We start from the raw sequence: 14,723 nt of genomic DNA, 5'->3' as shown, positions 1-14,723 counted from the left end.
GGGACCCGGCCGGTTCAGGACGCCCGGCGCAGGCCCTCCAACGCCGCGTAAACCGCGTCCCGCCCCAATTCCACCGCACGGCGCAGCACCGCCGGATCCCGTTCCAGCACAACAACATCCGGTGCCCCAGCGGGCGGCCGCACACTCGCCAGCCGCGGATCTTCCCGCAACTGGCGTTCGTCCTCCAGATCCCGGTGATACTGCGTGCGCCAAGCATCGATGGCACCCGGCGCGTGGCGACGGAGAAAGCGCGGCACCACGACGTCCTGCACGCGCGGCGGCGGCACCGGATGTTCGTCCTCGCGCCGGGTGCGCAACACCAGAACGTCCGTCGCCCCCTGCGCCAACGCGGTACGAAACGGCAGCGGCTCGGCGATCCCCGCGTCCACGAACCGCCGCCCGCCCATCGCGATCGGCGGCCCGGCCAGCACCGGCATGCACGACGACGCCGCGAGCGCCGTTTTGATCCCGTCGACGTCCTCGATGAACGGCCGCAGATCGGTCGACTCACCGGTGTCGGCGTCGGTGGCGAGCGGATGGAAGCCGACCGGATTCGCCAGGATCGCGGGGAAATCCATCGGTTCGAGGACCGAGTAGACCTGGTGGACGAGATACTCGAGATCGATCACCGCGCGCCCGCGAAGGGTGTGCAAGGGGTTGATGATCCGCCGCATGACAGCCGGGTTCCACCAGGTCCGCACGCCGGTCCGCGAGCGCCCGCACAACAACCACGCGGCGTTCAGCGCACCGGCGGAGGCCCCGTAAACGTCGTCGAAGGCCAGTGCGGCCCCGAGTTCTTCCAGCGCGAGCACCATCCCGCTCGAATACGTGCCCCGACTGCTCCCGCCCTCGACGGCGAGCGCGAGCCGACGGCCGTCCGTCCGCCGCCCGGGCACGCTGCCTTCGGCGATACGGGCGGCGAGCAGTTCGAGAACCGGATCCACCCCTCCATCTTGGTTCTTTCCGCGGGGTGGATCGACCCGTTTTGCCCCCTCTGCGGGTGACCTGGATTGCACTCAGTTGCACTGCACCTAGTTGCATATGACACTGTCCGGCATGGCACTGGAGCACGCGATCCTCGTCTCGCTCTCGGAACGCTCCGGCTCGGGGTACGAGCTGGCGCGCCGGTTCGAGAAGTCCATCGGGCTGTTCTGGAGTGCCTCTCACCAGCAGATTTACCGCGTGCTGAAGCGGATGGAGGAGGCCGGTCAGGTCGCGGTCGACGTCGTGGTTCAGGACGGGCGGCCGGACAAGAAGGTCTACACCGTCGCGGAGCCGGGCCGGGTCGAGTTGCGGCGTTGGCTCGCTGAACCCTCTCCGCAGGCTGGGCCGCAAGAGCTGGCGGTGAAGCTGCGCGGGGCGTCGTTCGGCGACCCCGAAGCGGTCGCCGCCGAGATCACCCGGCACCGCGACGCGCACGCCGAGCGGCTCGAGCTGTACCACCAGATCGAGAAGCGTGACTTCCCCGCCCCGGACCGGCTCCGCGGCCGTTCGCTGCACCAGTACCTCGTGCTGCGCGGCGGAATCCGGGTCGAAGAAGGCCAGGTCGAGTGGCTGGAAGAAATCCTGACCGCGTTGCGGGCCGACCAGAAGGACGGACGATGACCGAGTACCCGAACCTGCTGTCCCCGCTCGATCTCGGCTTCACGACGCTGCGCAACCGCGTCCTGATGGGCTCGATGCACACCGGTCTGGAGGACCGGGCGTCCCGTTTTCCGCAGCTGGCCGAGTATTACGCCGAACGCGCGCGCGGCGGGGTCGGGCTGATCGTCACCGGCGGGTTCGCGCCGAACCGCACCGGCTGGCTGTTGCCGTTGGCCTCGAAGCTGTCCACGCCCGCCGAGGCGAAGCAGCACCAACTGCTGACGAGCGCGGTGCACGCGGAGGGCGGCAAGATCGCGCTGCAGATTCTGCACGCCGGCCGCTACGCCTACCACCCGCTGAGCGTTTCCGCGTCGAGCCGCAAAGCGCCGATCAACCCGTTCCGCCCGCGCGCGCTCACCTCGTACGGCGTGCACCGCACCATTCGCGCGTTCGCCGATTGCGCGGCGCTGGCCCGCGACGCCGGGTACGACGGCGTCGAGATCATGGGTTCCGAGGGCTATCTGATCAACCAGTTCCTCGCCGAACGCACCAATCGGCGCACCGACGCGTGGGGCGGCACCGCGGAGAAGCGCCGCAGGTTCGCCGTCGAGATTGTCCGCCGTACCAGGGAAAAGGTCGGGCCGAACTTCATCATCATTTACCGGCTGTCCATGCTCGACCTCGTCGAAGGCGGACAGAGCTGGGGCGACGTCGTCGCGCTGGCCCGCGACGTCGAGGCGGCCGGGGCCACGATCATCAACACCGGCATCGGCTGGCACGAAGCGCGCGTGCCGACGATCGTCACGTCGGTGCCGCGTGGCGCGTTCACCTGGGTCACCGGCAAGCTGAAGCCGCACGTTTCGGTGCCGGTGGTGACCTCCAACCGGATCAACCTGCCGCACGTCGCGGAGCAAGCGCTCGCGGACGGCGACGCGGACCTGGTCTCGATGGCCCGGCCGCTGCTCGCCGACCCGGACTGGATCCGCAAGGCCGAAACCGGCCGCACGGACGAGATCAACACCTGCATCGCGTGCAACCAGGCCTGCCTCGACCACGCGTTCAGCCGGAAACCGGTGTCCTGCATGGTGAATCCGCGGGCCGGGCACGAGACGACGCTGAATCTCCTGCCGGCCCGGCGGGTCAAGCGGATCGCCGTCGTCGGGGCCGGGCCGGCCGGGCTCGCCACCGCGACCGCGCTCGGCGAACGCGGACACGACGTCGAACTGTTCGAGGCCGACGACGAAATCGGCGGCCAGTTCGGGATCGCGCAACGGATTCCGGGCAAGGAGGAGTTCGCCGAGACCATCCGGTACTACACCCGGCGGCTGGAGGTCACCGGCGTCAAGGTGCGGCTCGGCACCCGGGCGACCGCCGCCGACCTGACCGGGTTCGACGAGGTCGTGCTGGCCACCGGCGTCACGCCGCGGGTCCCGGCGCTGCCCGGGATCGACCATCCGAAGGTGCTCTCGTACGTCGACGTCGTGCGGCACGGCAAACCGGTCGGCGAACGCGTCGCGGTGATCGGCGCGGGCGGCATCGGCGTGGACGTCAGCGAATTCCTCACGCACAGTTCGTCGCCCGCGTTGGATCGCGACGCCTGGATGGCCGAATGGGGCGTCACCGATCCCGCGCTCGCGCCCGGCGGACTGGCGAAGCCGAAGCCGGAACCGTCGCCGCGGCAGGTCTACCTGCTGCAGCGCAAGAAGTCGCCGATCGGGGCCGGGCTCGGCAAGACGTCCGGCTGGGTGCACCGCGCGGCCCTGCGCGCGAAGGGCGTGGAAAAGATCAGCGGCGTCTCCTACGACCGGATCGACGACGCCGGTCTGCACCTCACGGTCGACGGGAAACCGCGGCTGCTTGAGGTCGACACCGTCGTGGTCTGCGCTGGCCAGGAATCCGTGCGGGAACTCGCCGACGCGCTCGGCGACGTGCCGGTGCACCTCGTCGGCGGGGCCGACGAAGCCCGCGAACTCGACGCCAAACGGGCGATCGACCAGGGCACCCGGCTGGCCGCGATCCTGTAGCCGCTTGCGCGCACTGGCAGGATGGCCCCGTGCGAGACGTATGCGTAATCGGGCTCGGGCTCATCGGCGGATCGCTGCTGCGAGCCGCCGCGGCGAGCGGCAGGACCGTATGGGGAACCACAGTGTCCGAAGTGGACGCTGACGCGGCGAGCCGCGGCGGCTACGACGTCACCACCGACGCCGAAGCCGCCCTGCAACGCGCGGCGGCCGCGGACGCGATCGTGGTCATCGCGGTGCCGCTGCCCGCGGTGGAGAACCTGCTGCGCCAAGTCGCGCAACACGCGTCGCACTGCCTCCTGACCGACGTGGTCAGCGTGAAGGGCCCGATGCTCGACGCCGTCCGCAGGCGCGCGCCGTACACGCGCTACGTCGGCGGGCATCCGATGGCGGGCACCTCGCACTCCGGCTGGCTGGCCGGCGACACGATGCTCTTCCGCGACGCGGCGTGGGTCGTCGGCGTCGAAGAGGAAACCGACCTCACGGCGTGGGCCGAGGTCACCCGGCTCGTTCTGGACGTCGGCGCGCACGCCGTGCCGCTGCCCGCCGATTCGCACGACGAGACGGTCGCCCGGATCTCGCACCTGCCGCACCTGTTCGCCGCGATCCTCGCCTCGGTCGGCGCGCAGGGCGGCCCGCTCGCGATGTCGCTGGCCGCCGGTTCGTTCCGCGACGGCACCCGCGTGGCCGGATCGTCGCCGGACCTGGTGCGCGCGATGACCGAAGGCAACCGCGACGCCCTGCTCCCGATCGTCGACGACGCACTCGGCCGCCTCGGCGCGGCCCGCGGTTCGCTCGCCTCGACCGGAGGCCTCGCCGCGACCATCAACGCAGGTCACGAAGGCGCCCTCGCGCTGGAAGCGGCCCGCGACGCGGCGTTGTCCGGCGTCCGCATCGATCTCACCGCCGCCGACGCCCGCGAAGGCCTCGTCGCGCTCGGCGAACGCGGCGGCCGGATCACCGGCCTGGACGGGGCCGTCGCACTCGGCGAAGTGTCTTGACTTGCCTGGAACGCCTGGTGTGTGACGATTGAATCCTCTCAATCCCAACCCCGGGGAGGCATTCGATGGGCATCAACTTCGACGAGCTCAAGAACAAGGCGACCGAGGCGCTGCGCGAGAACAGCGGCAAGCTCGAGCAGGGTCTCGAGAAGGCGGCTGAATTCGCGAAGTCCAAGGTCAGCGGCCACGATTCGCAGATCGACGGCGGCGTCGACAAGGCCAAGGACCTGCTCGGCAAGGTCACCGGCAAGCACGACGAAGGCGGCGAGAAGCCCGAGGGCGGCGGACAGCAGTAACCCTCCGCCTCCAGGTTGGGCCCGGTTGCGCCCCAATGTGGCATTGGGTGCATCCCACGCACCCAACGCCACATTCGGTGCGTCCCACGCACCCAATGTGGCATTGGGGCGCTTCGGACCGGCTCAGGTGCGCCGGTGGTACGGCAGGAACCGGCGCACCAGCCGCAGCGGCGAGCGTTCCACCAGGTCCGGCCCGCGGACCGCGTCGAAGGTCGAGCCGAGCTGGTCCACCACCCCGGCGAGGCGGGGGTTGTCCGGCATCGGCACGGAATCCGGGTCCCGCTGCTCGCGGACCGCGGAAGCCAGCTCCGCCAACGCGTCCGTGAGCAGCTCGATGTCCGCGGGCGACGGCGCCGGGGCGCCCTCGCCGATCGTCACGCCGACCTCGGTCACCGCGTCGGTCACGCGCTCCAGCCCCGCGATCACCGGCCACCACGCCACCGCCTGCCGTCCCGCCGGCGACGGCTCCACGATCACCTGCTGAAACGCCGTCCGCAGGTCCGCGAGCGCGCGGTACGCCGCGCGCCGGGCCCGCGACCGGGCGAGCCGGGATTCGGCGGTCGAGGTCAGCACCATCGCGGTGCGGACGTACTCGGCGACCGTGTCGAAACTGTCCGCCAACCGTCCGCCGACGGTCGGCCGCCGCGAACCCGGCCACAGCAGGTAGCCGAAGACGAGCACGATCACGCAGCCGATCACGGTGTCGACCAGCCGCGCCAGCACGACGGGCCAGCTGCCGGTGTTGGCGAGGTCCATCTGCAGGATGATCAGCGGCGTCACGAACGTGCCGAGCATCCCGTAGTTGCGCACCTTCCCCACCGCGGCCCCGCCGGCGAACACCGCGATCAGCACCACCAGCACCCAGCCGCGCGCGCCGAACGCCAGCACCACCGCGCCGATCCCGACGCCCACGACGGTGCCCATCCCGCGCAGCACCGCGCGGCCGAACACCGAGCCGAAGTCCGGTTTCAGCACCACGCCGACGGTGAGCGTGATCCAGTACGACCGCTCGAAAGGCACCATCAGCGCCACCACTTCGGCGACCGCGACGCACAGCGTGAGCCGCAGCGTCGCCAGCCAGGTCAGCGGGCCGGACAACCCGCTCGCCCACTGGCGCAGGCGGCGCAGCAACGAGACTTTCTTGCGGCGCTTGCGGTCGTCGAGCTTCCCGATCCGCGCCAGTCCGGCGTAGAGCGCGCTGACGACCGCGTCGGCGTTCTCGTCCCGCAACTCGGGCGCGGGCGGCAGCGGCTGATTCGCGAGCACTGACGCGGCCACGCGGGTCAGGTAGTCGATCACCTCGTCCGGCGCGCGCTGTCCGGCGTTCACCATCGCCACCGACGCCTCGACCGCGGGCGTTGTCGCGGACAGCCGGTTCAGCAACCGGCGATACGCCGCGTCTCTCCCGGACAGCCACGAGCGCGCGACGAGCAACCGGTCGTACGCCGTGCTCATCGCGGTGGTCAGCTGGTGGCGCGCGACCCGCGAAGTCGGTTCGTCTTCCGCCGACAGCATCGCCGCGAGTTCGATGTAGACCTGCGCGACGGCGGTGCGTTCAGGGCTCGTCGCGCGGAGCGTCCAGGTGCCGAGCGCGACCAGCAGTCCCCAGCCAGCGCCCGCGCAGAAGTAGCCAAAGAGCACTTCGGTGCGTACGCCGGTCGCGTGCTGCGCGGTGCCGAGCACGCAAAAGACGAACATCTGCAGCCCAGCCACCGAAGCGTTGCTGCCCGCGGCGCTGATGAGCGCGGAAACCGCCGCGATGACCACGATCGCCGGGATCGACCAGGCGGGCATGCCGCCGGTCAGGAGCCCGACGAGGTACCCGATCCCGGCCGCGAACGTCGCCCCGCCCAGCCGTCGCGCGCGGTAGCGGTAGGCCCCGGCCGCCTCGGACAGCACGGTCGGCAGCGCGCCGGTGGAGATCAGCGCGCCCACCGCGATGTCGCCCGCCGCGTACGCGACCGCCAGCGGAGTCGCCAGCGCGACCACCGCGCGAGCGACCATGTTCCACGGAATGGGAACCGGTTTGGAACGCAGAAGCTGCGTCAGCCAGTGCGGCGCGGCGAAATCGGGGCGGCTCACCGCACCATCTTGACCTACCGGGGCCGTCCGGGATTGATTTGTCGCACGGTCAACAACGTCTTCAGGGAGCTTTCATGGCGGGTCGCAGGTACTCGTTCGAGGTCAACCGCGTGAGCGCCGCCGCCCCGCCGGTGCTGTTCCGGCTGGAAAGCGACGGGCCGCGGTGGTCGACGTGGGCGCGGCCGCTCGTGTGGCAGGCCCGGTGGGCGGAGCTGGGCGACGACGGCGGCGTCGGCGCTGTCCGGGAAGTCGGATTGTGGCCGGTTCTCCTGCGCGAGAAGACCGTCGAATACGTACCGGATCGACGGCACGGCTACGCGTTCGACGGTTTCGGCCCGGTCCGCGACTATCGTGCGGAGGTGGCGTTCACCCCGAACGCCGCCGGCGGCACGGACCTCAGGTGGTCGGGTTCGTTCACCGAAGGCATCCCCGGAACGGGTCCGGCCGCCCTCGCGGCGTTGCGCGGGGTGATCGGACTCCTGGCCACGAAGCTGGCGAAAGCAGGCGAGCGTGCTGCCTGACCGAGGTGCGTTGCACCACAACGATCAACGAAGACCGGAGCAGAGACGTCATCCCCTCGGGTGACCCCGAGGGAAAGGAAGCGGCATGGCGAAGCGATTGCTGGCGGCGGCATTGGCCGGTTTGCTCGTGCTCTCGGCATGCTCCGGTCCGGATTCGAGTCAACCCCCGGAACAGGCGAACCCCGCGCCGGGCGCCCGGACGCCGGGTCCGCCGCCCGGGCCGTACCCGTTCGGGACCGTGCAGCAGAAGGTCGCGCCGATCCAGGACGGCAAGGTCCCCGTGGTCCGCCGCATCCAGACCGACAAGCCGTACGTCTTCATCACGATGGACGACGGCGCGGTGAAGGACCCCTCGGCGCTGAGCCTGATCCAGCAGTCCGGCGGGCATCCGGTGCTGTTCCTGAACAACCGGTACGTGAAGGGCCACGAGGCGTACTTCAAGGCCATCCTGGACTCGACCGGCGCGGTGCTCGGCGACCACACGGTCAACCATCCGAACCTCAAGGGCAAACCGCTCGACTTCCAGAAAAAGGAAATCTGCGACGACGCGGACGATTTCCAGGCCTCGCTCGGCATCCGCCCGACGCTGTTCCGCCCGCCGTTCGGCAACTACGACCAGAACACGCTGAAGGCCGCGGCGATGTGCGGCATGCGCGCGTCGGTCCTGTGGACGGCCTCGGTGAACGACGGCGTCGTCCAGTTCCAGTCCGGCGACAAGCTCCGCCCGGGCGACATCGTGCTGATGCACTTCCGCAAGACCTTCAAGGAAGACTACGAAGCCTTCATCGCCCGGGCCAAGCAGGACGGCCTGACGCCGGTCCCGCTGGCCGACTTCCTGGGCTGAGCCGACACCTCGCACCCGCTCGTGAGTGCGCACGCCGGTTCTAACCGGCGTAGCCGCTCACGAGACCCGGCGCTCAGCCAGCTCCGAGGCACACGAACGGCCGCCGCATCGGGTCCACCGCGATCGCTTCCGCCAGGGCCAACGCGGGCGAGGTCCCCTCGGCGAGCCGGCGGTGCAGGTCCGCCATCGTGTCCGCCGCTGCCCGGTCGCCGACTCGCGCGACCGCGCCGATGACCGTCTTCGAGCCGCTCGCCAGGAGCGTTCCGGCGAAGCCCAGCGCTTCCTCGCCCGGCCGGATGTGGCTCATCGCCAGCTCGCACGCGGCCAGCACGACGCGCTCCGGCGGGTTCGCGAGCCGGGTCGTCTCGTGCGCGAACAGCGGGCCGTCCACCAGTTCGACGCGGGAGAACAGCGCGTTCGCCGGTTCGTGCGCGCCGTGCGCGACCAGGTGCGCCAAGCGGGTTCCGTCCAGCGCGGTCAGGACCGTGGCACTCGTCGCGTCGTCGCCCTCGACCAGCTGCGCGTCCGGGTAGACCGAGCGCAGCTTGCTCACCTCGCCGACCGCGCCCGGCACGCCCGGACCGCCCGCCAGCAGCACCGGACCGTCCTCCGCCGGACGTTTCGCGGTGATCCACGCGGTCGCCGAGGGCGCGATCGACACCGGATGCCCGCGCAGCGACGGCAACGCACCCCAGGGCATCGCGTAGAGCTGGCCGATCGGGACGATCACCAGCTCGCGGTCGTCGAGAGTTTTGACCAGCGACGCGGAAATCAGCGCGTCGAGCTTCTCGGCCCGGCGGCGCGCGGACGCGGACACCGTTTCGGCCATCATCGGCGGCAGATGGTCCGGCGCGAGCGCGTCGAGGTCGGCGTGCAGCTGAGTCGCGGTCTCCACGATGTCGTCCAGCGGGCCCAGTTTGAGCAGCCGGAACGTCCCGCGGTCGACGACCACGGAGTACAGCTGGTTGTTGTACGGCACCAAGCTCACCAGCACGCGGTCGCCGAGCGCGACGACGACCTCGTCCGGCGTCGCGACCGGACGCGGACGGCCCCACTGGCTCGTGTACCAGCCGAGCCGGCTCGCCTCGCGCTGCAGTTCGGCATACCGCTGCTCCAGCGCCTTCACCGGCTCGCCCTCCAGCCGGGCGCGCTGAATGGTGCGCTGGACGTGCCGCATCTCGTTCATGTGCTTGGCCAGCACCGGATCCTCGATCACCGGCAGCGGTTCGTACCGGTAAACCTGCGCCCGGGTGCGTTCGAGCCAGGCGAACATCCTCCGCGCGCCCGCCGCGTTCCGCCGCGCGCGCCGCAGCACGAGCCGCATCGCCAGCCTGCCGAGTTCCTCGCCGTGCACGGCCGTGCCGCACAACAGGTCGAGCCCGCCCATCCGGTCGCGGATCGTGCCGAGTTCGCGCAGTCCGGCGCGGGCCTGCGCGAGCGCCGCGCGCGGCCGGTCCTCGGCCACCGCCAATTCCGCCCGGCACAACCGGAACAGCATCCGGTGGTCGACCGGCGACGTCGCGCGCGGCGCGGGCACGTGCTTGAGCACGAGGGAAGCTTCGGCGATTTCCTTGCGGCGGATCAGCAATCGGACCGCGAAGAGCCGCGCGACCGCCGCCTCGTCCCGCAGCCCGAGCGCGGCCAGCCGTTCGGCGCTCGAGACGAGTTCGGCGGGCAACCGCGAGGTAGAGCGTCCTTCCCGGTCCGACAGCACCTGCTGCGCTTCCGCCCGGTACCGCGCCAGACCGGCGATCTCGGCCCACGTTCGATTGCCGCGGCGGAGAAATCGGCGCCGCGCGTCGGACGCGCACTTTCGCGCCAACGCGAAATCGCCCTCCAGCAACGCGGCCGCGGCCCGCGCGACCTCGGCTTCCGCGATGTGCTGGCCGGATCCGTTGGCCCGCAACGCCGGCAGCGCCTCGTCGAGATGCTTGCCCGCCTCGTCGGCGAGGCCCGCGGTGAGCAGCGCGCGGGCCTGGTCGAGCCGGATCAGCGGGATCGAACCGGGCGATTCGGTAACGAGGATGCGCGCGGCTTGTTCGTAGCTGGAGAGGGCCTGCGGGACGTCGCCGATGAGCTGCGCGTGGTCGCCGAGATTTTGCCGGATCTTGCCTTCGAGCAGGGTGTGCCCGTTTTCGCGGGCGAAGCCGAGCGCGCGCTCGAGGTCGGCCTGCGCCGCATTCGGCTGGTTCAGCGCCATGTGCACGAGCGCCCGGTTCAGGAGCACGACGACCATCGTCCGGCGGCCGTCGTCGAACTCGGCCTCCATGCCGGGGATGACGGCGTCGTACATCGCCAGCGATTCGCTGAACCGGCCGCCGCGCATCAGCACCACGGCTCGTTGACCGGTGGCCAGCAAACCCAGTTCGCGGACGGCCTTGCTTTCCGGGAGCTGGTCGAGAAGCTGCCGCGCGGTGTCGAGGTGCACGAGACCGGCGTCGGTGGAGGAGACCTCGGCCTCGGCCGCGCCGAGGCTCACCAGGACGCGGGCCTGCAGCTGCCGGTGTTCGGGCAGCGGATCGGCGACGCGCGCCAGCCGCGTGAGCGCGCTGCGGAACAACCGCACCGCGATGCCGGGCCGCTGGTCGGACGCGGCGGCCCGGCCGCGCGCGTACAGATCGGTCGCCGCCGCGATCGTTCGATCATGGACGGGCGCGGACACGGACTCTATGGGAGCACACCTCCGCCACTCTCCATAACGCCCGTCCGGGTTTCTCAGAGAACGACGGTCGGCGTGACGACGGTGCGGCGGTGCGGGCCCGCTCCGAGGTGCACGAGGATCTGCGTGGTTCCGCAGGGAACGCGTTCGAGCACGAACCGGCCGCCCTCGTCGGTCGCCGTCGCGAACGTGCCGTGATCGGCGACCCGGACTTCCACGTCGTACGCGCCCGCGGGCGCGAGCCAGCCGTCGATCCGGTGCACCTTCCCGATTTTGGTCAGGTTGATCATCACGGTCAGGTCGCTGACGGTGAACGTGATCGTGCCGGTCGCCGTGCTGCGCACGCCGGCCAGTTCGTCGAGCCGTTCCCAGCGCGCGACCTCGACGTCGAGGTTCTCGAGCTCGAGCGCGAACTGGACCCGCTGCACCAGACCGTCCGGCGGCGGGTCGATTTCGTCGAGGAACCGGCCGATGTCGGCCAGGATGGCCTCGTCGTCCGGAACCGCGTGGCCGTGTCCCGGCCTGCCGATGTGGTCGCTCACCGGGCACCCCCTTCTCCTGCGAGCAGATCCCGCATCGAGTCGAGGCAGCGGCCCCTGGTGGGCCCGACGCTGCCGCGCGGCATCTGCATGGCCTCGGCCACCGCCCGGTACTCGGCGCGGCCGGCGAGAACGGTCAGCCGCAGCAGCTCCTGGCAGCGTGCGGGCAGCCGGAGGAAGGCGCGCCAGACCCGGCGGTCCCGGTCGGCGCGGACGGCTTCCTCCTCAGGCGCGGGATGATCGCTTTCCAGCGTCGCGGCGACCTCGTCCGACAGCGGCACCGGCTGGGCCCGCCTGCCGTAGGGACGCGTCGCCTCCCGGCGAGTCGTGGTGATCAGCCAAGCGGCGAGCGCGCGGGGGTCGCGCAGCTTCGCGAGCTGGCTGAACAGAGCGAGCCACACGGTCTGGACCACGTCCTCGGCCACTTGCCGGTCGAGCCCGTTGGCGCGCGCGACGTGCCACACGAGCGGCGTCAGCTCGTCGACGAGTTTCGCCATCGCGCGCCGATCGCCGCCCCGCGCCGCCTCCATGCAAGCGGCGTGCAGGTCGGCGCCGGTCAGGCCTTCCCAGGGCGGGTCTACCTCGGTGGTGTGCACGTCGGTCACCGTAGCTGCCTCACTCCGGAGGTGGGCCGACCTGGGCGAGCAAGCCTCCGGTCGTGTCGGCACGGCCGGGCCCGTCGCGGGTCGCCTCTCCGGTCGGGTACCGGATCGATCGTGAATGGTGCGCGCTCTTTCGGTGGAACGGATGATGCGGACGGTGTCCAGGGGCACGACGGGTGCCCGGTGGGTGGGCTCTTGGTTGAGGAGCGGGCAACTGGGTCTGGGATACATGAATCTCTGACTTTTTTCGGGTGAGTTTTTTCGTGGCGCCCGGCGGGGCGGCTTCCGGTGCGGGTTCCGTGCTGTTCGGTTGTGGGGTTTGCGCAGGTCAAGCGGGATGCTGCTCCGGCGTGGTGCCGGGACACGACCGGCTGGGCTCCCCCTCCAGCACGGCCGTGTCCCGACAGCTCCGTCCGGACGCGACGAGTCCCCCAAACGACCCATCGCGCCCCGCCGGACCGGTTCGGCCGACGGATCCCTCCCCCGAATCCGCCTCGCACCGGCCCGGAAGCCGCTGCCCCACTCCGGAGGGTCGGCTCACCGGCTCGATGTGGCTGGGCGGATTCCTCCCCGAACCCGCCTCGCCGAACCGAGCCGCGAGCCAACTCTCCATCCGGACCGACCCGCGCGACCCGTCTGACGCGCGAACTCCTCCCCGAAGTCCGCTGGGTCGGACGGGCTGGCGAGCCGCCCGTTCCGCCGAACCGGCCTGCGTAACCCGTCGCGCTCGCGAACCCCTCCCCGAGATCCGCTCAGCCCGCCTAGTCAGCAAGACCCGCTCGCCGGTTGCGCCGAACCAGCCCGCAAAGCCCGCCAGCCGAACAGATCCCTCCCCGAATCCGCCCAACCGCACCAGCCCGCGAGCCGATCCGCCGAACCGGCCCCGCGCAACCCGTCGCCCTCGCGAACCCCTCCCCGAGATCCGCTCAGCCCGACAAGTCAGCAAGACCCGTTCGCCAGTTCCGCCGGACCAGCCCGCAAAGCCCGCCAGCCGAACAGGCCCCTCCCCGAGCCTGTCCCGCCGCGCCAGCCCGTCGGACCAGTCCAGCCAGGAATGGCCGTTCCGCTCCTCCGGCGGGCTCGGCGGCCCAGCCGGGTCCCCTCCGAACCCGGCTGGCCGGAGCCGGGTCCCCCAGACCCGCGCCGAGCGCGTTGCCGGACCGGCGGCGGCCGGTCCTTGTCGAGTGTCTTTCGCGTCGCAGCGGCCGACGGCCTGCTCGCCCCCTTCTGCCGAGCAGGTCGCCGGTCGCGCGGGTGCGTACCGGACGGCAGCGGCTGCTCTTCCGCGTGCCGACCGGTACTTCCCGCCCCCAGGGGAGCCCGCTCCCCTTTCGGGCCCCGCCGGAGGAGAGTTCCTCCCCGAACCCCTCCGGCTGACGACGTCCGGCAGCCCCCTCGGCTCCCGGGCGCCGCCCGTCTGGCTACTTGGCGGTGCCGGTGTCGTCGAACGGCTCGTGGTTGCCGTCCGGCTGCACACCCTGGTTAGCCCCAGGCGCGGGGCTCGTCTTGACGGGCGGAACGGTGGTTCCCGGCTGCCGCTCGTCCCTTCTGATCCGCAGGCATGTGGCCCTCCCTTTCCTTGGTTCGCCCTATAGGACGCATCCAGGGTGCGCCTAGATACACGGAGCGCCAAAGTTTTTGGGATTTTTGCGAACCTGCCGGGTCAGGGACGGCGGCGTCACCTCCCCCGGATGCCAACCGTCAGTGACGATCGGTAATCCCTCCGAGAGCGCGGCCGCCCAGGCGCGGTAACCGACCGGGCCGGGATGGAAACGGTCGGCGGCGAACATTCCCGCACGGAGCAATCCCGGCGCCAACGGGATGTGCGTGACCCCGGGGAGCCGCGTCAGAGTGCGCGCCGCCTGGTCGAGCGCGACCGACCGCGCGCCCAGCACGTCCCGCAGCGGCCGGGGCAGGGACGGGAAACTCGCCAGCGGCGGTACGCCCGCGAGGACGATCGGCACGTCGCCCGCCCTTCGCCGCACCTCGACGACGATCGCCAGCAGATCCCTTCGGTACCGCGCGGCCGAGTGCAGCTCCAGGGTGTCGTTCACGCCGAGCACGACGACCACGACGTCCACCGCCCGGACGCGTGGAACCAGTTCGTCGAGAACCACCCGCGCGGACGCGCCGGTGATGCCCAGCGCGTGCCACTGCACCTCCCGGTCCGGATACGCGCGGGCGAGCCCCACCGCGAGCTGCCCGGTGAGCGCGTCGGCGTGGGTCAGCGCGCCGACGCCGTCCACCGTCGATTCGCCGATGACGGTGAGCCGCAGCGGTCGCCCGGATCCGAGAGAGCCCTCGACCGGCCCCGTGGCGCCGGGAAGCCGCGGAGTCGTCCGACGCACCCGGACCGCCTGCGCGACCAGCACGGGTGCCATCAGGAAAAGGAGGAACAGCCGAAGAACTGCCATGCCTCCGACAGTAACGACGCACCCCGACAGATCCGGGCCGCCGAAGGGAGTTGTCCACAGGCGCGATGAGTTGTGGACAACCCTGGGGACAACTCTGGGGACAGCTGCGGAGAAACCTTCCGCCCCCTCCATTCTGCAACTGCCGACAGAACCGCCCGCC

The 14,723-nt window shown here is 71.1% G+C and carries 12 protein-coding genes; 6 read left to right on the top strand and 6 right to left on the bottom strand.

Annotated features, from left to right (window positions below):
- Window positions 1–14 precede the first annotated feature (14 nt).
- A complete protein-coding gene (locus tag SSMG_RS00060; RefSeq protein ID WP_037712057.1) occupies window positions 15–944 on the bottom strand; it encodes a patatin family protein in 930 nt (309 codons plus the stop codon).
- Between the two features lie 112 nt (window positions 945–1,056).
- Between SSMG_RS00060 and SSMG_RS00055 the strand changes: the two genes are divergently transcribed.
- The 4 genes from SSMG_RS00055 (at window position 1,057) to SSMG_RS00040 (ending at window position 4,902) form a co-directional block, all read left to right on the top strand.
- Window positions 1,057–1,605, top strand: a complete 549-nt coding sequence (locus tag SSMG_RS00055) for a PadR family transcriptional regulator (RefSeq protein WP_037716323.1) — start codon at window positions 1,057–1,059, stop codon at window positions 1,603–1,605.
- Complete coding sequence (locus tag SSMG_RS00050; protein WP_009071560.1) at window positions 1,602–3,608, top strand: NADPH-dependent 2,4-dienoyl-CoA reductase; 2,007 nt, start codon at window positions 1,602–1,604, stop codon at window positions 3,606–3,608. Before SSMG_RS00055 ends, SSMG_RS00050 begins: the two co-directional genes overlap by 4 nt.
- A gap of 29 nt (window positions 3,609–3,637) precedes the next feature.
- Window positions 3,638–4,606: a prephenate dehydrogenase gene (locus SSMG_RS00045; RefSeq protein ID WP_009071557.1), complete on the top strand. Its 969-nt coding sequence runs from the start codon at window positions 3,638–3,640 to the stop codon at window positions 4,604–4,606.
- 65 nt (window positions 4,607–4,671) lie between these two features.
- Complete coding sequence (locus SSMG_RS00040; RefSeq protein WP_009071555.1) at window positions 4,672–4,902, top strand: antitoxin; 231 nt, start codon at window positions 4,672–4,674, stop codon at window positions 4,900–4,902.
- A 123-nt stretch (window positions 4,903–5,025) separates the two neighbouring features.
- Here SSMG_RS00040 and SSMG_RS00035 read toward each other — a convergent pair whose 3' ends face one another.
- Complete coding sequence (locus SSMG_RS00035) at window positions 5,026–6,984, bottom strand: FUSC family protein (protein ID WP_009071553.1); 1,959 nt, start codon at window positions 6,982–6,984, stop codon at window positions 5,026–5,028.
- A 74-nt stretch (window positions 6,985–7,058) separates the two neighbouring features.
- On the opposite strand from SSMG_RS00035, the gene SSMG_RS00030 reads away from it, so the two are divergent.
- Complete coding sequence (locus SSMG_RS00030; RefSeq protein WP_009071552.1) at window positions 7,059–7,505, top strand: SRPBCC family protein; 447 nt, start codon at window positions 7,059–7,061, stop codon at window positions 7,503–7,505.
- Window positions 7,506–7,590: 85 nt separating this feature from the next.
- Window positions 7,591–8,349 (top strand): polysaccharide deacetylase family protein, encoded by a 759-nt coding sequence (locus SSMG_RS00025; protein ID WP_009071551.1) that lies wholly within the window; start codon window positions 7,591–7,593, stop codon window positions 8,347–8,349.
- 73 nt (window positions 8,350–8,422) lie between these two features.
- Here SSMG_RS00025 and SSMG_RS00020 read toward each other — a convergent pair whose 3' ends face one another.
- From SSMG_RS00020 to SSMG_RS00005, 4 genes are all read right to left on the bottom strand, one after another.
- Window positions 8,423–11,011 (bottom strand): CHAT domain-containing protein, encoded by a 2,589-nt coding sequence (locus tag SSMG_RS00020; RefSeq protein WP_037712054.1) that lies wholly within the window; start codon window positions 11,009–11,011, stop codon window positions 8,423–8,425.
- 53 nt (window positions 11,012–11,064) lie between these two features.
- Window positions 11,065–11,550 (bottom strand): hypothetical protein, encoded by a 486-nt coding sequence (locus SSMG_RS44550; RefSeq protein WP_037712051.1) that lies wholly within the window; start codon window positions 11,548–11,550, stop codon window positions 11,065–11,067.
- Window positions 11,547–12,152: an RNA polymerase sigma factor gene (locus tag SSMG_RS00010; protein WP_009071544.1), complete on the bottom strand. Its 606-nt coding sequence runs from the start codon at window positions 12,150–12,152 to the stop codon at window positions 11,547–11,549. The genes SSMG_RS44550 and SSMG_RS00010 overlap by 4 nt, the downstream gene beginning before the upstream one ends.
- A gap of 1,610 nt (window positions 12,153–13,762) precedes the next feature.
- Complete coding sequence (locus SSMG_RS00005) at window positions 13,763–14,563, bottom strand: SGNH/GDSL hydrolase family protein (protein ID WP_050788094.1); 801 nt, start codon at window positions 14,561–14,563, stop codon at window positions 13,763–13,765.
- Between the last annotated feature and the right edge of the window lie 160 nt (window positions 14,564–14,723).

Origin of the sequence: Streptomyces sp. AA4 (assembly GCF_000158875.1) — a bacterium.
Taxonomy (GTDB): domain Bacteria; phylum Actinomycetota; class Actinomycetes; order Mycobacteriales; family Pseudonocardiaceae; genus Amycolatopsis.
This window is presented reverse-complemented; position numbering and strand designations above follow the sequence as displayed.